This window comes from Pseudomonadota bacterium (genome assembly GCA_034660915.1).
Classification (GTDB): domain Bacteria; phylum Desulfobacterota; class Anaeroferrophillalia; order Anaeroferrophillales; family Anaeroferrophillaceae; genus DQWO01.
In genome coordinates this window covers 1-21,452 of the sequence record JAYEKE010000019.1, presented here as the reverse complement: position 1 = coordinate 21,452, position 21,452 = coordinate 1, and the positions used below count along the sequence as shown (strand labels likewise).

Annotated in this window: 23 protein-coding genes; 9 read left to right on the top strand and 14 right to left on the bottom strand. The window is 47.3% G+C overall.

Features of this window, described 5'->3' with window-relative positions:
- Positions 1-230 precede the first annotated feature (230 nt).
- The 3 genes from U9P07_00950 to U9P07_00940 all read right to left on the bottom strand — a co-directional run bounded on the left by U9P07_00950 (position 231) and on the right by U9P07_00940 (position 2,371).
- Entirely contained in the window at positions 231-500 is a 270-nt protein-coding gene (locus tag U9P07_00950; protein MEA2107974.1) for a type II toxin-antitoxin system YafQ family toxin, read from the bottom strand.
- Positions 500-757 (bottom strand): type II toxin-antitoxin system RelB/DinJ family antitoxin, encoded by a 258-nt coding sequence (locus tag U9P07_00945; GenBank protein ID MEA2107973.1) that lies wholly within the window; start codon positions 755-757, stop codon positions 500-502. The genes U9P07_00950 and U9P07_00945 overlap by 1 nt, the downstream gene beginning before the upstream one ends.
- Before the next feature lie 231 nt (positions 758-988).
- Positions 989-2,371: an ATP-binding protein gene (locus U9P07_00940; GenBank protein ID MEA2107972.1), complete on the bottom strand. Its 1,383-nt coding sequence runs from the start codon at positions 2,369-2,371 to the stop codon at positions 989-991.
- 219 nt (positions 2,372-2,590) lie between these two features.
- Here U9P07_00940 and U9P07_00935 point away from each other — a divergent pair, with 219 nt between their 5' ends.
- Positions 2,591-2,806: a TraY domain-containing protein gene (locus U9P07_00935; GenBank protein ID MEA2107971.1), complete on the top strand. Its 216-nt coding sequence runs from the start codon at positions 2,591-2,593 to the stop codon at positions 2,804-2,806.
- Positions 2,790-3,056, top strand: a complete 267-nt coding sequence (locus U9P07_00930; GenBank protein MEA2107970.1) for a type II toxin-antitoxin system RelE/ParE family toxin — start codon at positions 2,790-2,792, stop codon at positions 3,054-3,056. The genes U9P07_00935 and U9P07_00930 overlap by 17 nt, the downstream gene beginning before the upstream one ends.
- Before the next feature lie 166 nt (positions 3,057-3,222).
- Here U9P07_00930 and U9P07_00925 read toward each other — a convergent pair whose 3' ends face one another.
- The gene (locus U9P07_00925) at positions 3,223-3,624 is read right to left on the bottom strand and encodes an HIT family protein (GenBank protein ID MEA2107969.1); all 402 of its coding nucleotides are present in this window, start codon (positions 3,622-3,624) and stop codon (positions 3,223-3,225) included.
- Positions 3,625-3,710: 86 nt separating this feature from the next.
- Between U9P07_00925 and U9P07_00920 the strand changes: the two genes are divergently transcribed.
- Genes U9P07_00920 through U9P07_00910 form a run of 3 tightly spaced genes read left to right on the top strand, consistent with a single transcriptional unit; the run spans position 3,711 to position 7,609 of the window.
- Positions 3,711-3,980 (top strand): hypothetical protein, encoded by a 270-nt coding sequence (locus U9P07_00920; protein MEA2107968.1) that lies wholly within the window; start codon positions 3,711-3,713, stop codon positions 3,978-3,980.
- An 11-nt stretch (positions 3,981-3,991) separates the two neighbouring features.
- Positions 3,992-4,807 carry a CbbQ/NirQ/NorQ/GpvN family protein gene (locus U9P07_00915; protein MEA2107967.1) on the top strand — a complete coding sequence of 272 codons (816 nt, stop codon included), beginning with the start codon at positions 3,992-3,994 and terminating at the stop codon, positions 4,805-4,807.
- Positions 4,808-4,816: 9 nt separating this feature from the next.
- Positions 4,817-7,609 carry a VWA domain-containing protein gene (locus tag U9P07_00910; GenBank protein ID MEA2107966.1) on the top strand — a complete coding sequence of 931 codons (2,793 nt, stop codon included), beginning with the start codon at positions 4,817-4,819 and terminating at the stop codon, positions 7,607-7,609.
- Between the two features lie 67 nt (positions 7,610-7,676).
- Here the strand turns inward: U9P07_00910 and U9P07_00905 are convergent, their stop codons facing one another.
- Genes U9P07_00905 through U9P07_00895 form a run of 3 tightly spaced genes read right to left on the bottom strand, consistent with a single transcriptional unit; the run spans position 7,677 to position 9,215 of the window.
- Positions 7,677-7,850 (bottom strand): type II toxin-antitoxin system HicA family toxin, encoded by a 174-nt coding sequence (locus U9P07_00905; GenBank protein ID MEA2107965.1) that lies wholly within the window; start codon positions 7,848-7,850, stop codon positions 7,677-7,679.
- The gene (locus U9P07_00900) at positions 7,847-8,038 is read right to left on the bottom strand and encodes a type II toxin-antitoxin system HicB family antitoxin (protein ID MEA2107964.1); all 192 of its coding nucleotides are present in this window, start codon (positions 8,036-8,038) and stop codon (positions 7,847-7,849) included. Before U9P07_00900 ends, U9P07_00905 begins: the two co-directional genes overlap by 4 nt.
- Before the next feature lie 19 nt (positions 8,039-8,057).
- Positions 8,058-9,215: an ABC transporter substrate-binding protein gene (locus tag U9P07_00895; GenBank protein MEA2107963.1), complete on the bottom strand. Its 1,158-nt coding sequence runs from the start codon at positions 9,213-9,215 to the stop codon at positions 8,058-8,060.
- Positions 9,216-9,449: 234 nt separating this feature from the next.
- Between U9P07_00895 and surE the strand changes: the two genes are divergently transcribed.
- The 4 genes from surE (at position 9,450) to U9P07_00875 (ending at position 12,671) form a co-directional block, all read left to right on the top strand.
- Positions 9,450-10,208: a 5'/3'-nucleotidase SurE gene (gene surE, locus U9P07_00890; GenBank protein MEA2107962.1), complete on the top strand. Its 759-nt coding sequence runs from the start codon at positions 9,450-9,452 to the stop codon at positions 10,206-10,208.
- A complete protein-coding gene (gene miaB / locus U9P07_00885; protein ID MEA2107961.1) occupies positions 10,196-11,530 on the top strand; it encodes a tRNA (N6-isopentenyl adenosine(37)-C2)-methylthiotransferase MiaB in 1,335 nt (444 codons plus the stop codon). The genes surE and miaB overlap by 13 nt, the downstream gene beginning before the upstream one ends.
- A gap of 63 nt (positions 11,531-11,593) precedes the next feature.
- Positions 11,594-12,007: a VanZ family protein gene (locus U9P07_00880; protein MEA2107960.1), complete on the top strand. Its 414-nt coding sequence runs from the start codon at positions 11,594-11,596 to the stop codon at positions 12,005-12,007.
- Between the two features lie 7 nt (positions 12,008-12,014).
- Entirely contained in the window at positions 12,015-12,671 is a 657-nt protein-coding gene (locus U9P07_00875) for a histidinol phosphate phosphatase domain-containing protein (GenBank protein MEA2107959.1), read from the top strand.
- On the opposite strand, the gene U9P07_00870 is transcribed toward U9P07_00875, so the two are convergent.
- The 7 genes from U9P07_00870 to U9P07_00840 all read right to left on the bottom strand — a co-directional run.
- Complete coding sequence (locus U9P07_00870; GenBank protein ID MEA2107958.1) at positions 12,668-13,807, bottom strand: sensor domain-containing diguanylate cyclase; 1,140 nt, start codon at positions 13,805-13,807, stop codon at positions 12,668-12,670. The two genes, U9P07_00875 and U9P07_00870, sit on opposite strands and share 4 nt — an antisense overlap.
- Before the next feature lie 40 nt (positions 13,808-13,847).
- Complete coding sequence (locus U9P07_00865; protein MEA2107957.1) at positions 13,848-14,516, bottom strand: endonuclease III domain-containing protein; 669 nt, start codon at positions 14,514-14,516, stop codon at positions 13,848-13,850.
- 420 nt (positions 14,517-14,936) lie between these two features.
- Positions 14,937-17,594 (bottom strand): pyruvate, phosphate dikinase, encoded by a 2,658-nt coding sequence (gene ppdK, locus U9P07_00860; protein ID MEA2107956.1) that lies wholly within the window; start codon positions 17,592-17,594, stop codon positions 14,937-14,939.
- Positions 17,595-17,709: 115 nt separating this feature from the next.
- On the bottom strand, positions 17,710-19,770 hold the full coding sequence (glyS, locus tag U9P07_00855) for a glycine--tRNA ligase subunit beta (GenBank protein MEA2107955.1): 2,061 nt from the start codon (positions 19,768-19,770) through the stop codon (positions 17,710-17,712).
- A gap of 44 nt (positions 19,771-19,814) precedes the next feature.
- On the bottom strand, positions 19,815-20,348 hold the full coding sequence (locus U9P07_00850; GenBank protein MEA2107954.1) for a TlpA disulfide reductase family protein: 534 nt from the start codon (positions 20,346-20,348) through the stop codon (positions 19,815-19,817).
- A 180-nt stretch (positions 20,349-20,528) separates the two neighbouring features.
- Entirely contained in the window at positions 20,529-20,858 is a 330-nt protein-coding gene (trxA, locus tag U9P07_00845; GenBank protein ID MEA2107953.1) for a thioredoxin, read from the bottom strand.
- Between the two features lie 325 nt (positions 20,859-21,183).
- The coding region (locus U9P07_00840; protein ID MEA2107952.1) for an octaprenyl diphosphate synthase at positions 21,184-21,452 on the bottom strand (269 nt) is incomplete at its 5' end.

Genomic DNA, 21,452 nt, shown 5'->3' with positions numbered 1-21,452 from the left:
TAAATCAACACCTGAGAAAATTCCATCTAAAAACCGAGAAACCTATGATTCCGGCCTTGGTTTTGTCGAAAATCGGGTCGACATCGGTATTATTTATAAAATTCCGTAAAATTCCGTAAAATTCCGTAAAATTCCGGTGACACCTAACTTATTGAATGTTCCATCGTAAGTTTATCTAAACCCTACAGGATCCCCCTTTAAATAATAGGGGTCAGACCACGTTTTTTTCGTTAATCAAACAGTTCAGAATGTGTACCAATGCGAACCGGTCTAAGTTCGAAATCTGATATTGTATAAATCATGAGCCAGTCAGTTTCAATATGGCATTCCCGAAAGTCAACCCATTCTCCCTTTAGTTTATGGTCTTGATGTTTTTTGGGCAGGGGAGCAGGAATGGCTAATCGCGTAAGAATCTGTTGTAGCTTTTTTATATTTCGATTTGGTTTTATGGCTCTTTTCAAATCTTTTTTAAATTTGGATGTTGAACGAATCGGGAGCATCAGATTTTCAGATCTTTGAACATTTTTTCTACATTTTCATATCGATTCCCTTTGCCATCTCTTGCGTCTCTCATTGCCTGAAGTGTATCTTTGTTGGGTATATGCAGGTCAAATGGAATGCCTTGTTGAGCAATAATCTGTCGATAAAACATTTCGTATGCGGTTGAAATAGAAATCCCCAGTTCTTTCAGGATAGCTTCAGCTTGTTCTTTTATCTCCGGCGTAAGCCGAGCGTGAGTCATTGCCGTTTTTGCCATGTAGGTCCCCCTTTCACTACTTATTCATTTATCGTATACCGTAACGGTATACGATAACCATCACATTGTCAAGGTTGTTTTTCGACATATCGTCCAGCGGTTAAATCTGAATCGCTGTGATCAATAATGTTGCTTTGCCGGAATAACCCCCTGCACCCCGCCCCGGGGATTTTCCATATCTCCCCGGCGTCATAAGAGCCCTGGTATACGGTCCGTAATATTGGTGGATTTTTAGAACAGGCTATTGATCAAATGAAGGTGGCTTTCTTTTTTTGCCATATTTTCCAGGTCTTGAGTGAAACCGGATTTACTGAACAAGAGATGTTGGCAATTTGGTGAAAGTGGTAGTTTGTTAGATACAATTTTGTCTTGTAATTCCCTGTAGACCGACAATCCTATTTTTTTATGGCTCCATTTACATTCGCCAACGACATTGAGTTGAAAGTCTGTGTTGACTCCTGCGATATCAAGTTCATATTTTCCAGTCCATTGCCGTCCAACCTTCAGACAGTTAAAGGTTGATGGGGTGCTCTTGACAAACTCCCGGCAAAGTTGCTCATAACAAAAAGAGATGTGGTTTTGAATTAATGGATTTAGCCGTTCCATGATAATTTCGGTTTGACCGAATTCAAGGAAGCTGTCATAGGGGTAGATACTGCCGAACCAGAGGCGCAGAAAGGGGTCGGCAACCTGATAGAAGCCTTTTTTTGAGCGGGCTGGATTTTTTTCGAGAACCGGTACCTCTCGATATATCAAAAATAAATCTTTTAACAGTTCAATGTAATGGGTGAGCTGATTGGCTGGCAGGCCAAGATGTCTGCCGATCTCAGAAATACGTCCAGTGCCGTTGCCCAGTGTCTGCAGGATAGACCAACAAATGTTGGGGGATGAAATCTCTTCATGGAGCAGATAGCGTGCTTCATTGTAGAGTGGCCCGTTTTGATTCAGGACAAGTTCCTGTAGGGCTGAGAAAAAGTTCTCATAGTTTCTCATTAGTTCAAGATAACGCGGTACCCCACCCCCGAGGCTGTAAAATTTTATCAGTTCCTCTTCTGTGTGATTCGGTAAAAAATCTTTTATATGTTGATATGACAGGGGTTTCAGGAGTATTTGGGCTGCTGCTCGTCCGTAGAGAGGTGCGGATTGGGCCATGGTTTCCTTGTACATCATTGATGTAATTGAGCCACAGAGAATGAGCAGTATGTTTTTATTCTTCCAGTTTTCATCCCACCATTTTTGCAGAAATGAAGAAAATGCCGGCTGAATTTGGCAAAGGTATTGATATTCGTCAAGGATGAGGATCATTTTTTTATCTTGGGGACAGAAACGGTCAAAAGCAGCAAAAATATCGTACCATTCTGGATATTTTGCTGTTTGTAGGAGTGGTTCCTGAAGAGCTGTGCTCATGGCAATGGCAAGGGATTTTTTCTGTGATTCTTCTCCGGCCTTGTCGGCCATATAGTAGCAATGATGTTTATCCTGACAAAATTCACGCAGTAATGTCGTCTTTCCCAGTCGCCGGCGTCCATAGAGGACGACCAGTTGACCGCCTGGATTTTGATAGATAGTGTTAAGTTGGGTAATTTCTGCATGGCGATCTATGAATTTATTCATATTTCAACTATAATAGTGGATGTATGAATTTGCAAGAAAAAAATAGCGGAAAATTGGGGACATTTACGGAAGATCGCAAATTAAAAGGGGTCAATAATCATCAGTTTCAAATCTCATTCTTGTTGTAGTTCAGAATTTCTTCATCAATACGGTTGCTCAGATCAAACAACTTGACTTTATTTCCCCAGTTGCTATATCTGTATAGCAGGAGGTATTATCATGCTGGCCATTAGATTGCCTGAAAAAGTTGAAAAAAGACTTCAAGCTTTGGCTGTAAAAACGGGAAGAACAAAATCTTATTATGCTCGGGAAGCCATTATGGAGCATCTGGAAGATTTGGAAGATTATTACTTGGCGGTTCACCGAATCGAGAATCCCCCCGAACGAATCTGGTTGTTGGACGAATTGGAGCAGGGATGTGACCTGGAAGGTTAAGTTCGATGAGCGGGCGAGGAAGGAGTTGCGCAAGTTGGATCAGGCGACTCAATCCAATATCCTTCATTATTTGCGAGAACGAATTGCAACGAAAGATTATCCTCGACGTTGTGGATATCCTCTTCGAAAAAATCTGTCCGGTTTTTGGAAATATAGAATCGGCGCATATCGGGTCATTTGTGATATTCAAGAGGATGTCGTTACTGTTCGTGTCATTCGTATAGGTCACCGAAAAAATGTGTATGAATAAAACTGCAGGTAAAATTGATGGAATGATCAGCGCCAACCCAGGTTTGAACAGGTCATTATTACACCAGAAATCCGGTCATGGCAGAAGTTCCATCGCAGTGCTTTTGAATAAATCGAAGTATAGCCTTTGTCAATATCGTCCAGCGGTTACATCTGTATCGCTGTGATCAATAATGTTGTTTTGCCGGGATAACTCCCCTGACCCCGCCCCGGGGATTTTCCATATCTCCCTGGCGTCTGGGAATCAAATGGATATGGCTGTGAAAGATGCTTTGCCCGGCGTCATATCCACAATTCATGCCGATATTAAACCCGGTAATCGTCGCATCCTGCTGCCGCAATTCAGTCGTCAGCTGCTGAATCAGCTGCCAGGCTTCCGTCATTTCATCGGCGGCAAGGTCCAGGGGATTAATAATATGTTGGTAGGGAATGATGAGGAGGTGGCCGGCAGTAACCGGATTTAGGTCTTCAATAACGTAAAAACGAGCGCTTCTCTGTCGAATCACCAAGATTTCGGGCTGGCAGAAAATGCAGTCAGGTTGTTTGTCCGGAGAATTCATTTCTGCCATATATCCCAGCCATAAATTCTTGTCAAACCTTTCCCCCTGTGGTAGATGAATAGTTGTTAGCGACAATATTTTTGAGGTTATTTCCCATGCAGCAGCTTAACTATATTCCCCGTGGTTTTTGCCAAGTTACCATGGTCGCGGCTGAAATATCGTCCAAGACCAGGGCCAAGGATGTGATGATTTTGCCGGTTGAAGATCCGATTTCCGGACAGACCCACCAGCTGCGGTTTTATGATTGCGGCTGCGGCAGTGTTCGGCAGATTCCCGGATCGGTAACCGAAGCCCGGGAAGGCAGGGTGATTTTTGCCGTTTCAGCCGAGAAACATTTTATTATCGAGAAACTGGAAAAACCCTGAGGGATTCATACATGTCTGGACATGCTACCAAAATCCAGGATTATCTGATTTCCGCCGAGCCCTATTATCTGCCCCTTGGCAATGAAGTTGAGTTGTTCATGGCTGCCTGTCATGAGCGGTTGCCGCTGATGCTCAAAGGTCCCACTGGCTGTGGTAAAACCCGTTTTGTCGAGTATATGGCCCATCGCCTGCAGAGGCCGCTGGTAACAATTTCCTGTCACGAGGATCTTTTTGCTGCCGATCTGGTGGGTCGCTATCTGCTGACCGGTGATGAGACTGTCTGGATGGATGGCCCTCTGACTCTGGCTGTCCGCCATGGCGGCATCTGCTACCTGGATGAAGTGGTTGAGGCGCGTAAAGATACGACAGTGGTGATTCATCCGCTGGCTGATGACCGGCGCCTGCTGCCCATTGACAAACGCGGTGAGGTTCTCAAAGCCCACCCTGATTTTTTGTTGGTTATTTCTTATAATCCCGGTTACCAGTCGGTACTGAAAGACCTGAAACAAAGTACCCGCCAGCGTTTTGTGGCCCTGGAATTTACCTATCCGTTGCCGGCGGAAGAAAGTGCCATTGTCATCCGGGAGAGTGGTATTGATGTGGCCGTGGCGGAAAGGCTGGTCTCCCTGGCCGGTAAAATCCGCCACATCAGGGAACAGGGTCTGGCTGAAGGAGCCAGTACCCGCCTGCTGATTTACGCCGCCCAGTTGATTCGCCGGGGAATTCCTCCCCTGGCTGCTTGCCGATCGGCCATCACCCAACCGCTTACCGACGATTCCGGCCTCCAGGAAACCCTTGAGGAAATTATAACGGATATGTTTGAGTAGCTGCCGCACATGTCTGATCATGCCGATAATCCCCTTGATCCTGCCGATTATCTGACTCTTCTTGAACCTCTCTTTCTTCTTGAACCAGAGTTTGCCGACCAGTTGTTTCGTGATCTGGTGGCAAAATCGCCATTGCCGGCGCCGGCTGAAGTCCGGATTCTGGTAGAAAACAGCCTGTTCTGGATGCGTGACTATCCTGAACTGGGGAAAGCGGTGGCCACCGGTTTCCTGCAGCTGGCAGGTGTTGTTTCTGAAAACTGGCAGGAACAGTATGCGGATACGGTAGCCATCGGCAAGCGCATTACCCCGGTGATTGGCCGTTCAGTGGCGGAAAAATTTGTTTCAATTATTCAAATTGAAAATCAATCATTGTTGCAGCTGGCCCGGGAAGTTGTGGTGGCCATCGGTCCCTGGGGGCCATATCCCCTGGGTCAGGTAATGAATGCTTTGCTGTCACTGCTGGAAGCGGGAGAAGAACATGCCGCCCAAGCTTATTTGCAGATGATTTTGGCGGCTCTGGGGCAGCAGATCAGTGAACGGGAGCTGATTCGTTATGCTCCCCTGCTTTCCCGGGGAATCCTTTTCTGCCAGCCGGAAAAACGGGATTGGCAGGTCGTACAACTTTTGCGGGTGGTGAAAAAAGGATATGGTTTGGCCCATGCTTTTTTCCGCGGCATGGAAAAGGGTCTGGCCCACCTTTCAGTCGATGATCTGCCGCTATTTATTGCCAAAGCGCTGCATTTTGCTGATGAAACGCGGCAGTCGAGATTCCTGGCTCTTGAATTGCTGTTGGGACTTGATGCCTGCCGGGAGCTGCAGACCATGGTGCCTTTGTCTGCGGTTGTGGGTTCTCTAAGTCGCTATCTGCAGGCCCGCAGTGGCCGGTCGCCAACCATTCGTTCTATTGAGCATCTGCCGGCAACCAGCCGATTTATGTCGGGTCCATGTACGGATGGTTTTCGTATCTACCTGCCCGAGGAAATGGACCGTGGAAAAACCGTAGCGGAAAATCAGTTAATTTACCGGCTGCTTGCCGGGCTGGATCTGGCATGCTGGGAGGCCGGAAGCTTTGATTTTGACTGGCAGCGATTCAGAGAGGAATTCTGCCCTCCGGAAATTAGCGAAAAGTTTCAAATGCAGGAGTCAGAAGCTAGAAGTCAGGAGTCAGAGGTCAAACCCCGGAATGATCTGGAATACTTTTTTGCCGGGTTCAGCCATCCGGCGCTGGCGGAAGAACTTTTAAATCTGATTGAGCAGGGACGGGTAATTAGTTTTCTCAAGTCCTGCTACCCGGGATTTGCCAAACAGGTAAGATCCCTGCTGGGGGCGGAATTAAAGCAGTTGGCGGCTGTTGCGGGAAAATGGTCATTCTGGCAACTGCTTTATGCCTGGTTAATTCTTGATGAAGATTTGGTAGGTCTGGAAACTTTTGATGAATCATGGCCCTTGATGCTCAGGGGTATTCAGACAACTTTTGCTAAATACATAACTGCGGAAACTCCGGTGGAAACAGTGGCCATGGTGGTATGTGAAGTCTATCCCCTGATAGATACAATGCTGTCGTTAAAGGAAAAAGATGGAGAGCAAACGGAATTTCCCTTTGATCGCCGTCTGCGTTTTGACCTGGTGGCCAAAGCATCACAAGATCAGGAAGAACGGGCGATAAAACTGAAAGCGGTCCTGGAAGATGCCGGGGTGGATTTTTTCAAGGCTGATTTAAAGCGTTTACTGAAAGATCAAGGCCAGAGTCTGACCCCTGAAATGTTAAAAAACTGCCTGTTTACCATGGGAGGGGATAAAGGTTTCAGTAGCAGTGAACTGCGAAGCCGGTTGTCTGGTCTGGATCTGCAGCAATGTTTTCCTGCCGGAGAGGATGGTGGGGCATCTTCATTAATCAATGAAAAAGTACCCACGTACTGGTATGACGAGTGGAGTATTCAACTGCAGGACTATCTGCGGGATCATGTCAAGCTGCTTGAACACCAGCGGCTAGGTACCGATACTTCTTTTTATCCGCAAGTATTGCATGAACATGGTGGTCTGGTTCGTCGCCTCAGGAGAAATTTTGAGCTGCTGCGCCCTGAGGGGCTGCAGATTCTGCGGCACTGGCCGGAGGGTGATTCCTTTGATTATGATGCCCTGATTGAATATGCCATTGACCGTCGGTTGAAGATTACGCCTGATGAGCGTTTCTATCGCAAGCGGTTGAAGGTTGATCGCGATGTGGCGGTTTTTCTCTTGATTGATGTCAGCAGTTCAACCAAAAACAAGCTTCCTGATTCCAGCAAGAGCATTCTTGGAGTTGAAAAAGAAGCCGTGGTGCTTTTCTGTGAAGCGTTGGAAAGGGTCGGAGATTCTTTTGCTATTGCCGGTTTTTCCGGTTCCGGTCGGCTGGCGGCTGAATTTTTTCTGGTAAAGGATTTTGCTGAATCCTTGAATGACGAGGTAAAAAGCCGCATCGGGGCCTTGCGACCGGAGAAAAACACCCGTATGGGGCCGGCTGTTCGTCATGCAACCACCAAGTTGGCGGCTTACCCGGCCAAGGTCAAACTCCTGGTTATCTTGAGCGATGGACTGCCGAATGACCAGGATTACAGTCAAGAATATGCCATCGAAGATTGTCGGGCGGCAATCCGGGAAAGCCGGTCAAAATTTGTCCATGTTCATGCTATCACGGTCAACGCAGTTAACTCTTCCCATTTTGACCGGCTCTATGGAGATGTACATCATACGGTTATTGCTGATGTCAAGGATTTGCCTGATAAGCTGCCGCGGATATATCGGGCGTTGACTAAGCAATAGGAAAAATGGCCTTTTTGCTTGATTACACCACAAACTCAACATAATCAACAGCAATTTCATCATAGGATCAACTCAATTTTTTAATGATATGTTTTGCCAGGCTTTCTGCAATTTCTCTGTGCCTGGGTATTGGCTGGCTTATTATAGTGCTTGGATTTTGATACCAGTCATGGTTACCACCATGGCGAATCAATATGCATCCAGATTTTTTAAGTTTTTTGATTAAATCAACTCTTTTCATGCGAATTCAAGTTCTCCTACATGATAAACATGTGGAATTGTGCCTGAATTCAGCTCCTGATATATTTCTTTCAAATTTTGTTTCAATTCATCAAGAGTTTTTCCTTGGGTTCTATAATCAGGGAACTCTTCAAGAAAGCCGACATAAACCCCGTTTTCTTCGTAATAAACATATTTTTGTTTTTGCATGTATTTTTATCTCCTTATATCAGTTGTCGACTAGCTCCAGGAATCCTTGATGCCATTGGACCAGGTGCCCGGAGAGGCGATTCTGGTTAGTGTAGCGGGAATCACTGACAAAACGTACCGGGCCGAAAACGGTCATCATCTCAGTTGCCGCCAGCAGGTTTTTGATTTCTTCCCGGCTAAATGTCTGCGCCCGGGAAAAGATTTCGGCGATAATCTCCAGGGCGGCGTAGGCTTCTGCCTCGTGGTAGTCGGGGGATTTTGAAAAATACAGACTGTATTCCCGGGAAAACTCATCGATTCCGTCATAGGGGAGAAAATCTTGCCAAAGGATCACTGATTTTACTCCCTCAAGGATTTTTCCGGCTGTATCCCACATCTCCTGTCGGGAAAAAGTCGGGGAACAGCCGACAATAAGTTCCGGGGGGATTTCCATTTTTCGGCACTGGGACAGGATTGAGATAGCTTCGTTTTGATTGCTGACCAGCAAGAGAATGTCCGGTTGTTTTTCTGTCAGTTGTGTACCTAACCGCCGGAAGTTTTTCCGCCCCGGGTGATAGCTGCTCCAGATACTCAGATCCAGCTTGAGGCGGCCGCATAGCTCTTTGAGCTTGCGGGCGGTTTCGGTCATACAGATGGAATTTTCATAAATAATTGCCACACTCTGGTATTCTTCGTCATCTTTAAGGTAGCGGGCCAGCGGCTGCAGGAGATATTCCTCTTCCGGCGGGTTGAGGCGAAATACATAATCCCATTGTTGACCGGTTATTCTGCTGCTGGAAGCGGTGTTGATCAGAAAAGGAATTTTTTGCTGCTGGGCATATTCAGCCACCGCCCAGCTGGCCGCACTGCTGCAGCCGCCGGTCAACATCAGCAGTTTTCCCCCGTTTTCAGCCAAAACCTGCCTGACGGCATTAACTGCTCTTACGGGGTTGGCGGCTGAATCAATGAAAATCAGATTTATTTGTTGTCCGTTTAGCCCTCCGTCCTGATTGAACTTTTCTGCCGCCAGTTCAAATGTCTGTTTTTCAATCATGCCAATGGTTTCCTGATGGCCGGTAAGTGGCAACAGAACGCCGATATCAATAGTTTCACCGGCTGAGAGTTTAGAAACATGGTTGGATAAGAGTATCAGGATTGTCAGACTGGATATGAGCAGCGCCGAGCGAAATTTTTTCATAAATTTTCCATTAGTTTGGGAATGTTATATCCTTCTTGTCAGCTATACCATAAAGAAAAGAGGCTTGTAAAGCTGTTGGCTGCCCGTTGACTAATGGAGGGAAACAGCGTAACATAAAAATACGCTTCAGATCTCAGGTTTTGCGTGTCTCGAATGGAAAATAAATAGGTGAGCCCTTTTTTTTCAGCTAAATGCTAAAAGCTAACTGCTAACTGCTTAACTACGGATGAACGAATGCAAAAAAGAAATATTTTAATATCTAATGATGATGGAATTCATTCCTTTGGAATCAGGGCGCTGGCTGAAGCCTTAGCTTCACTGGGTAAGATAACGGTGGTGGCTCCGGACCGGGAACAGAGTGCCTGCAGCCATTCCCTGACTTTGCGAAACCCACTGCGGGTTGAAAAGCTGGAGGAGGGCTTTTATGCCGTTGACGGTACCCCCACCGATTGCATTAATCTGGCAGTGAACGCGATCATGAAAGATAATCCCCCTGATCTGGTGGTTTCGGGTATCAATAAAGGGGGAAACCTGGGAGATGATGTTACTTATTCGGGAACGGTGGCCGCGGCCTTTGAAGGCACTTTACTGGGCATTCCTTCCATGGCTGTTTCCCTGGTGATTGGTCGGGAACACCATTTTGAAACTGCCGCCCGGGTTGCGGTTGAAATTGCCGGGAAAATTTTTCAACAGGGGATGCCGGAAGATACCTTGTTTAATGTGAACGTTCCTGATTGTCCCTGGGATGCTCTGCCCGGTTATCGCATAACCGCTCAGGGTAAAAGAATTTATTCCGACGCGATAACGGAAAACAAGGATCCCCGGGGGCAGAAATATTACTGGATCGGCGGTGATGTTCTGGGTGGGGTGGAAATTGATGATTCTGATTTCCAGGTTGTTCAGCAGGGCTATGTCTCATTAACGCCGCTTCATCTTGATTTGACTAATTATCGGGTGATGGAAAGCATCCGAGGCTGGGAATGGTCACGATGAATCTCTACCTGGAAACGTACGGCTGCCAGATGAATGTCAGCGACTCCCAGAAAATTGAAACGCTTTTCGGGGAGGAAGGCTACCAGCTGGTGAGTGACTTTCACCTGGCTGATCTGATCATCATCAATACCTGCAGCGTGCGGGAAAAACCGGAACAAAAGGTGTTCAGCGCTCTGGGGCGATACCTGCCGTTGAAGCGTCGGAATTCCCGGCTGGTGGTGGCTGTTGGCGGTTGCGTGGCCCAGCAGTGGGGGGCGCAATTGCAACAGAAATGTCTTGGGCTGGATATCGTTTTCGGTACCCACGCCATTGATGCCCTGCCGGCCATGGTGCGGGAAGTCAGAAATACCTGTCTGCCACAGCTTGATACGGATTTTCGACCAGTTATCCCCTCGCTGGATATTATCCCCCATTATGCCGCCGGAACCCTGACGGCTTTTGTCACCATCATGCAGGGCTGTGATAATTATTGCAGCTATTGCATTGTTCCCTATGTCCGGGGGCGGGAATACAGCCGTCCCAGTGTTTCCATCCTGGCTGAAATCAGGCAACTGGCCGAAAAAGGAATCAGGGAAGTGATTCTTCTGGGACAAAACGTTAACTCTTATGGCCTGCAAACGGCAGGAGAGCTTAATTTCCCTCAGTTGCTGGCCCGGGTCAATGAAATCCATGGTATTGAGCGTATTCGCTTCACTACCTCCCATCCCAAAGATCTGTCTGCTGAGCTGATTGCCGCCTTTGTAGATCTTGATCACCTTTGTCCACAGTTTCATTTGCCATTGCAGTCCGGTTCCGACAGGATTTTAGAGCGAATGGGACGGGGCTACAGCACCGCTGAATATTTTGATAAAGTAGAACGGTTGCGCCAGGTTTGCCCGGAAATTGCTTTTTCCTCAGATATGATTATCGGTTTTCCCGGCGAAAGCGATGAAGAGTTTCAACAGACCATGGATATGATTCGTCGGGTACGCTATGATACGGTCTATTCGTTCAAATATTCTCCCCGTCCTGGAACTGCGGCAGCGTCTTTTTCTGATCAGGTTGAGGAAACAGTAAAAAAAGAGCGGCTGCGGGTTTTTCAAGCCCTGCAGGATGAGATTACCAGCGAAAATTTACGGAACCTGGAGGACACAACCCAGGAGATATTGGTTAATGGGCCGGCCAAGCGAGGTGGGGATCAATGGGTTGGCCGCACGCCCACTAACCAGATTGTTAATTTTTCCAGCGCTGAAAATCTTGTTGGCCATTTTGTTACTGTCCGGATAAGCCGGGCATTGCGGCACTCACTTCAGGGTACCTTGGAAAAGGATCTTTTTCCCTGATTACATAGCAAACTCGGGACTGTCCTCAGTTTCACCGGGGGCTGTCCCAGATGTTTGCGGACAATGAAACCATGTCGGTATAAAATGATCGCTCGCAAACATGATCCCTCCCTGATTATTTGGTATGCGCTTCCTCTGGTGGGTTACTGTATTTTGATTTTTTATCTGTCCTCCCAGCCGGATGTTGCTCTGCCTTCCATTGTTCCCCAGTCGGATAAACTTTTACATCTGGCGGAATATGCTGTTCTTGGGGCTCTGGCTCATCGCTTTTTCCAGCACCTGCTGCCGGAAAAATCAAAGATTTTTGTGCTCATGGTTGCCTTTTTATTTGCCCTGGTTTATGGTCTCAGTGATGAGCTTCATCAATCTTTCGTCCAGGGACGTGACAGCTCCTGGTTTGATGTTCTGGCAGATGGGGCCGGGGGCTATCTCGGAGCCCGGCTCACCATGTTCATTTTTCAAAAAGGAAGGGAGTAAATGATCGATGATTGACCTGCATACCCATACACTCTTCAGTGACGGGGCCCTGTTGCCGGCTGAACTGGCCCGTCGGGCCCAGGTTCTTGGATATCAAGCCCTGGCCATGACCGATCATATTGACAGCTCCAACCTTGATTTTGTCCTGCCCAGACTGATTACCGTTTGCGCCGATTTGCAGCCGGAGATGTCCATGACCCTGATTCCGGGGGTGGAAATCACTCATGTCCCCCCCGCGTTAATTGGTCGTTTGGCCGCTAAAGCCCGCGATATGGGGGCAAAAATTGTCATCGTTCATGGCGAGTCGGTGGTAGAACCGGTCTGCCCGGGAACCAACCAGTCAGCCCTGGAAAGTGATATTGATATTTTGGCTCATCCGGGATTGATCTCGCTTGCTGAAGCTGAACTGGCCGCCAGAAACGGGGTCTGCCTGGAGATTACCACCCGTGGGGGGCATAGCATTACTAACGGTCATGTGGCCAGGATGGCCCGGGAAGCCGGAGCCCCTTTGGTCCTTAATAATGATGCTCATGCTCCCGGAGATTTAGTGACCTTGAATTTTGCGGAAAAAGTAGCAAGGGGTGCCGGTCTGACAGGTGCACAATGGCAGGTTATGAGGGAGAAATCAAAAGAATTGGTTCAGAGGGTTTTGGCGGATATCTAGCCTTTAATTTTCCCTTTACCTTCTTTTTTGGCAGTGTAAAGATTTTGATCCGCCTGGTTCAGCAGGGCTTCAGAGGTCTCGATGCCGGCAGCGGGGAAGGTTGCCAGACCCAGGGAGATGGCGCAACTTATTTTTGTTGTTTCCGACAGTGATATCGATCTTCCCCTGGTTTTTTCCAGGATTTTATCAGCAACCACCCGGGCCTGTTCCCCATCAGTATGGGGCATGATAACCAGGAATTCATCCCCGCCATAGCGAACCACCGCGTCATTCCTTCTGGTATTATCAATCAGTATTTTTCCTAAACTGCTCAGGATCAGATCTCCGGTGCCATGGCCGTACTGATCATTGATCTGCTTGAAATCATCAAGATCGATCATTAAAATTGACAGAGGGTGATCGTATCGTTTTGCCCGTTCAAATTCCAGTGGCATGAGTTCAGCCAGAGAGCGGCGGTTATAAAGGCCGGTCAGCTGATCGGTACGGGAAACCTTTTCCAGCTGGTTGCGGATAGTCAGGTTTTCAATGGCTATCGCCAGCCGGCTGCTGAGCCGCTCGACAAAATCCGTGGCCAGGGAGGGTTTAAACTTTTTTTCATCATTGCTGGCGAGCATGAGAATGCCCATCAGGCGGCTGCCGGCTTTCAGCGGAATGCAGGCGGAAGAACCAATTTCCAGTTTGGATTTTTTTGATGCCTGAAAGAATTCTGCCAACTCCGGTAACAGGCCGCTGGAAATAAGTGGCTGGTGCTGGGGGAAAAAGTTTTGGTAGATGCCTTTGGAGATACTTGTCAGGGGTCGCATCCTTGTGGTTGTTTCCGTGGCTGGCAGCGGGGTCTCTTCTATCCTTTCCAGGATGGAGTCCAGCAGGGCCACGGTAACCAGGGGGATATGAAAGCGCTCAATAAGCTCATGCTGCAGGGAAGTTATTAACTGGGATAGATTGTCAGCCGCAAAAATTGTTTCTTCTAACTTGTCGTAATGATGTTGAAGGTCCTCGTTTTCCCGGCTGATCTCCATGATCTGGGATAATTTCTCCCGCAGTTCCTGGTTTTCCGCAAATATTTTGTCAAAAATAGGCTTTTTGGCATCAATTACCTGATTGATGGGATGAGTGTCGGAAGTTTTGCTGGACATGGATTAATCCTTAAGAAGGTATAAGGTGTACCTTACACCTTTAGCCTTGTACCTTTTTCTTTCTTAACGGGCAGTTTTCACAACGGGGTTGCTTTCGCTGGCAGTATTCCTTGCCGACACGAACCAGCAGGGCATGAAACTCATTATAGGTTTGTGCTTCAGGTCTCAGATTTTTATGGATATAGGTTTGCACCTGGTCATAATCATATGTTTCCTCAATTAAGCGGTGACGGTTGAAAATCCGGATAGTATAGGCGTCAACGACAAAAACCGGCCGATTGAAGGCATAGAGCAGGATGCTGTCCGCAGTTTCCTTGCCGATGCCATGGACGTCAAGCAGCCAATCACGTAGGGATTGAGTCGGCAAGGTGGCAAGCTGAACCAAGTTTCCATGCTCAGCTTGCAGCCTGAGGCTGAAACCTCGAAGACGCCTGGATTTCTGGTTGTAATATCCGGATGAGCGGATGTATTCAGCCAGATGTTCTTGCGGTATCTGTGCCAGCCGCTCAAAATTCATCAGTTCTTCCCGGCGCAGAACAGCAAGCGCCTGTTCTACGTTTTTCCAGGAGGTGTTCTGGGTCAGTATCGCCCCGATGATGGTTTCTTCAATGTTTTCCGCCGGCCACCAGCCTTGTGGCCCATATGCTGCCAGCAGGGTTTGGAACATCCGCAACGGGCGTTGATCAGGATGTTCAGTGTTTTGAGACATTCCCCCCTGAACTTTCTTTTATTTTATCTCAACTTGCTGACTTACGCTAAAAGTATGATAATTGGTAACTATTCAGCAGGGTTGTCTTTACCTGCAGGGGACAGATTTTATTTTTTCTTTTTCGGGGACAGAATGATTTTCACCGAACAATATCGATCTTTAATTGATTTTAGTACCATCTCAAAATGAAAAAATTTAATCTGTCTCCCGGTTTTCGTGAAAAAAATTCAGTCCCCTGCGGAATCAAGCTTCTAGCTGGCTAAAGCTGAATAGTTACGATAATTGTTTAATAAAGCAATGACAGAGACACCACGAAGCGCACGAAGAACATGAAGTTTAAAAAAGTTTGCTTTTCTTCGTGCCTTTCGTGTTCTTCGTGGTAATATGATTTCGTGGTAATTTATTCTGAAAGTTAAAATTTTATTCTTTTAGTGCCGCCTGGGCTGCTGCCAGCCTGGCGATGGGAACCCGGTAAGGAGAACAGCTGACATAGTTGAGCCCGGCCCGGTGGCAGAATTCAACTGATGCCGGTTCACCTCCATGCTCACCACAAATGCCAACTTTCAGTTCCGGTCGGCTTTGTCGGCCTTTGTTGACTCCCATTTCCACCAGGGCGCCAACGCCGTCAATATCAATAGTGACAAAGGGATCACGGACAAAAATACCCTGGTCAATATAGTCCTTAAGAAATTTACCGGCATCATCACGACTGAGACCAAAGGTGGTCTGGGTCAGGTCGTTGGTGCCGAAAGAGAAGAATTCAGCCTCCTTGGCGATTTCATCGGCAGTGATAGCTGCCCGGGGCAGCTCAATCATGGTGCCGATCATATAATCCAAGGTGACGCCGTAACGGGAAATAGTTTCATCACAGATAGCAATGATCTTTTCCTTCAGAATTTTTAATTCTTTGACATCGGCAACCAGGGGCACCATGATTTCCGGAATAATATCCAGCTGTTTTTCTTTTACCAGTTCACAGGCGGCTTCAATAATTGCCTTGGTTTGCATGGCGTAAATTTCCGGGTAGGAAATTCCCAACCGACAGCCACGATGTCCCAGCATGGGATTGAATTCGTGCAGGGCCGCCGTTCTTTCTTTGAGAGTCTCAAATTGGACTCCCATGGATTGAGCCAGCACTTTCAGCTCCTGATCAGTATGGGGTAAGAATTCGTGCAATGGTGGATCCAGCAGCCGGATGGTTACCGGCAGGCCATTCATGGCGGTGAAAATGCCCAGGAAATCACTTTTTTGCATTGGCAGTATTTTAGCCAGGGCTTTTTCCCGTCCGGAAAGATCGTCAGCCAGAATCATTTCCCGTACGGCCATAATCCGATCTTCTTCAAAAAACATATGTTCCGTCCGGCATAAGCCGATGCCCTCGGCACCGAAATTGCGGGCGACGGTTGAATCATGGGGTGTATCGGCATTCGTTCTTACTTTTAACCGGCGGAATTCGTCAACCCATTCCATGAAAGTGCCGAATTCACCGGTAAGGGCGGGTTCGATGGTGGGGATAGTGCCAAGGAAAACTTCTCCGGTTGAACCATCCAGAGTGATAATCTCGCCTTTTTTGACTACTGTATCACCAACCTTGAAATACTCCGCTTCGTAATCCAGCCTTATGTCACCGCAACCGGCCACACAGCATTTTCCCATCCCCCGGGCAACTACAGCCGCGTGTGATGTCATGCCTCCACGGGCCGTTAAAATGCCCCGGGAGGCATGCATGCCATGAATATCTTCTGGTGAGGTTTCAATTCGGACCAGGATTACCGCTTTCCCCTCTTCGTTAAATTCCTCAGCCTCATCAGCAGAGAAAACCACTTCTCCGCAGGCGGCGCCGGGGGAAGCCGGCAAACCTTTTGCCAGTGTATTCCGGGGGGCATCAGGGTCCAGCATTGGGTGCAGCAACTGATCCAGCTGTTGAGGGTCTATACGTAAAACAGCCTCTTTTTTGTCAATCAGGCCTTCACTGACCATATCCACGGCAATCTTAATGGACGCTTTGCTGGTTCGCTTGCCGTTTCTAGTTTGCAGCAGCCAGAGTTTGTCTTTTTCAATCGTAAACTCCATGTCCTGCATGTCACGGTAATGGTGTTCCAGTTTCTGGTATATTTTCACCAGCTGCCGGTAGAGGTCAGGCATGACTTCTTCCAGGGATGCCAGGGAAGAGTCGGTTTTGCCGACATTATTAATAGGTTGCGGGGTGCGGATGCCGGCAACCACGTCCTCTCCCTGGGCATTGACCAGAAATTCGCCGAAAAAATAGTTTTCCCCGGTTGATGGGTCCCGGGTAAAGGCGACGCCGGTAGCACAGTCATCACCCATGTTGCCAAAAACCATAACTTGAACGTTAACCGCTGTTCCCCAATGATCAGGGATATTATTCAATCGTCGATAGGTGACAGCCCGCTGGTTATTCCAGGACTTGAAAACTGCAGAGATTGCTCCCCACAACTGGGCTTTGGGATCTTCCGGAAAGGAGGAGCCGGTTAATTCCTGAATCCGTTCTTTGAGCAGACCCACAACTTCTTTGAGATCCAGGGCGTTAAGCTCTGTATCCAGTTCTACCCCTTTTTTTTCTTTAGCTTCTTCCAGCAGGATTTCGAGCTTTTCCCCGTCGATACCCATAACCACATTTCCGTACATCTGGATAAAGCGGCGATAACTGTCATAGGCAAACCGTTCATTACCGGACTGTTTGATGATGCCCTTGATGGTATCGTCATTAAGACCGAGATTAAGGACGGTATCCATCATTCCGGGCATGGAAACCCGAGCTCCGGAACGAACTGAGAAAAGGAGAGGATTCTCTGGATCGCCAAAACGGCGTCCCATAATGTCCTCCGTTTTTCTTAAGGCTTCCTGTACCTGCTCAGTCAGTCCTTCGGGATACTGGTCCTGATGCTGATAAAAATAAACGCAAGTGTCAGTACTGATGGTAAACCCGGGAGGAACAGGAATCCCTATGCTGGTCATTTCCGCCAGGTTGGCCCCTTTGCCGCCCAGGATATTTTTCATCGAAGCATTTCCCTCAGCCACACCATTACCAAATGTATAGACATGTTTTTCAGCCATCAACATCCTCCCTCCTCTTAAAAGGGGTCAGAGTAAAATTAAATCTAACTCTCATCTATCGCACTGTCTCTTTTTTAATTTATTTTTACTCTGACCCCTTTTAACCTCTTTAACCTTACAGTTTTGAAAAGTCAGCTACTTGTCTAAACAGAGAAGCAATCGCCTGCAGTAGTCCTATGCGGTTATTCTTGGTTGCCTCGTCATCAACCATAACCATCACCTGGTCAAAAAAAGTATCGACCGCCGGTTTCAATTCCGCCATGGCTTCAAGGGCCTGCAGGTAGTTTCGGCCGGCTATGTTTTTTTGGCAGGAAGCTGAAATCAGATTAAGTTTTCTCAAGAGTTCTTTTTCGGCGGCTACTTCCAGCAGGTCAGGTGCAATTTGTTGTTCAGCTGTTCCTTTGATAATATTCATTACCCGTTTGAATGCCACCAGTAATAATTCAAAATCATCCCGATGCCGGAAGACATCCAAAGCCTCAATCTTACGATTGGCTTCCAGCAGCTCGTAAAAACCGGTGGCTAACACCCCATCGACCACCCCGGCTGGAATTCCTCTGGCCGTCAGGTTGTTGAAAAATCTGCCTTTTATAAATTCCAATACCTCATCAGCAACCACCTGGGGTTGACGATCAATTTTAGCCGCCAGCAGCTCCAGAGACCTGTTTACCAGTTCAGCCAGGTTAATGGTGTATTGCCGGTCAAGAATAATGTGAATAATTCCCAGAGCCTGGCGCCGCAGGGCGTAAGGGTCAGCGCCACCAGTAGGTATCAGGCCGATGCCGAAACAGCCGACAATAGTATCAATTTTATCGGCAATGCTGACCAGGGCGCCGCAATCATCGGCGGGCAGCTTGCCGCCGGCAGATGTAGGAAGATAATGCTCATAGATTCCCCGGCTGATGTCCTGGTCCTCTCCTGCTGCTTTGGCATATTCTCTGCCCATGATTCCCTGCAGGTCGGAAAATTCACCAACCATGTTGCTTTCCAGGTCGGCCTTGCAGAGCAGGGCGGTCCGGGCCACTTTATCTTTTTTGGCTGGACAGAGCTTTTCCGCCAACTCGGTTGCCAGGGTTTGGAACCTGGACATCTTTTCGTAAGATGTACCAAGCTTTGTTTGAAAAACAACATTTTTCAGTCGTTCTACAAATGTTTCCAGGGGAACTTTCAGGTCTTCCCGGTAGAAAAATTGGGCATCATTAAGCCGGGCCCGCAACACCCTTTCGTTCCCGTCAATTACCAGCCGGGGGTCATGGGCAAGGGTATTGTTGATGGTGATAAAGTTGGGCATCAATTTCCCCTGGGGGTCACGGAGGCTGAAATATTTTTGATGATGGCGCATAACCGTGATTAAAACTTCTTCAGGTAGTTCGAGAAACTGTTTTTCAAATGAGCCACAGCCTGCAGTGGGAAATTCCACCAGGTTGGTAACCGTTTGCAGCAGTTCCTCATCGTCGATGATAGTTCCCCCAACTTCTTTTTCAATTGCCAACAGTTGTTCTTTTATCATCGACCGGCGTTCATCCTGATCAACAATAACATTGGCCTTCCGGCACCGGTCCATATATTGGTTGGGCTCTTCAATGGTAAAAGTCTCAGGGGACATGAACCGATGACCGTGGGAACAGTTTCCTGAAGTCAATCCTTCCATACTTAAGGGAATGACCGTCTTGCCCAAAAGGGCCAGCAGCCAGTGAATCGGCCGGGCAAAGCGGAGATCAAAATCCTGCCAGCGCATGGATTTCTGGAATGGAATATTTTCGATGAAAGTCGGGAGGGTGGCCGACAGAATATCGATGCTTTTCTGGCCGATTTCTTTTTTTCTGACGCCTAAGTATTCCCCTTTTTCAGTGGTAATGATTTCCAGCTCTTCCAGAGGGGTTTTCTGCCCCTGGGCAAAGCCAATGGCTGCCTTGGTGGGATTCCCATCGGCATCATATGCGACCTGTTTTGAAGGCCCCATTTTTTCAATGGTTCGGTCTTCCTGGCTGTCAACCAGGCTGGAAACATGAATTGCCAACCGGCGGGGAGTTCCCATGACTTTAATATCTTCATAGGATAGCCGGTGATAGGACAATAATTCAGCTACTTGATGGGGCAGAGTTTGAAATATCCTGTTAAGAAAGCCCGCGGGTATTTCTTCCGTGCCGATTTCCAGTAAAAAATCTTGCCTCATGCTGGATTTTCCTTATCTCTCCTCATTTATTTTTACGTGAACCCTTATTGTAGTGATTCAGTCACTTTGCTATCAATGGTTTGGGCAATTTCTGCATTATATCCGACAGCTTTGAAAATGATTTCAGCCTGCTGGTTAAGGATAATGATAGTCGGGATGGAACTGATTTCACCGAAATCTTTCAAAATGGCGTTGTTAACCCCCATAACCAGGTCGTAATCAATGTGATTACGTTCGGCAAAGTTGGATACCTCTTCTTTGCCCCCCCGATCAAGACTTATCCCCACAACCACGAGTCCCTGGTCACGATATTTTTTATCCATTTCTACCAGATGAGGGATGGCCGCCCGGCAGGGAGGGCACCAGGTGGCCCAGAAATCAAGAATGACCACTTTACCTTTGAGGGAGTTACGGGTTAGCTCCTTGCCATCCAATGAAGTCAGGGAAAAGTCTGGTGCCAGCTTTCCCTTCTTTTTCTTTGGTGCCGATGAATCACCACAGGCAATCAATCCACAGAAGATTAAAACCAAGGCAAAGATTTTCATGCATGATCTGTCTCTGGTTTTTGGTGCAGACATAGAGGGGTTCCTAGTTCAAGGTTTAAGGCTTAAGGTTCAAGGCCCCTTGTACTGTACATCATTTTATAACTTGCCATTGAAGTAAAAATGGTATTCCTACAACTATTGTGCTGCCAAAATGGTTGCAGTCTTATTTCCGCACTTGATTTACAGAGATATTGCTTCAGCAGCTATATTTTCCTACTGGGCGTTATCGAGCATTTTTTCCAAATGATCTTTCGGGGTCATGCCGACAATCTTATTTACTTCTTTTCCCTTGGCAAAAAGGATTAAAGTTGGAATGCCACGAACCCCGTATTTTGCCGGGGTTTTGGGATTTTCATCAACATTGATTTTGAAAATTTTTACTTTACCTTCCTTTTCCCGGGCAAATTCCTCCAGAACCGGAGCCATGGCTGTGCATGGCCCACACCAGGTGGCATAAAAATCAATGAGAACCGGAACCTCAGATTGTTCGATCTCAGTGGTAAAATTGTCGTCATTCAAGTAACCGATAAGTTCAGCCGACATGGATTTCCCCTCCTTCATGGATATGAAATATTTATGGACAGTTTATTGTTTTGTTCAGCAACCTGCCAGGTTGCCTAACATCCTCAACCACCACCCTTGAAAAGGCGGTAGGCAAGAAAACCTATGATTATAACCAAAAAAATGGTCGAGATGATTGATGAAAAATTCATATTTTCCCTCTTGACGGCTAATGCGGGAACAACGCCCGCAACCCAAATGTGGCCTTTTCGGCCCGCAAATAAGTACTCTTATCAGAACATTTTCTTGTTAAAAAAACAAGAAAATAACCTGTAAGGTACTAAACAGCCGCAGTTATTTTACCAGATTATCGGTTTCGATCAAGTACATAATCAGCCACAAACAGCAGGGATTCCTTAAAGAGAGATGGTCCCCAGGGGGTTAACAGACTTTTCGCTGTTTCAATATGCTTTCGCGCCTGATTCATGGTGAACTGGATTCCCTGATACTTGATGATTAGCTGATAGACATGAGTAAAGTCTTCCGGGCTGACAAAATCAGCCAGGATTATTTCCTGCAGTTGCTTCCGTTCTTCATCAGATGCCTGCTTCAGGGTGTAAATCAGTGGCAGGGTAA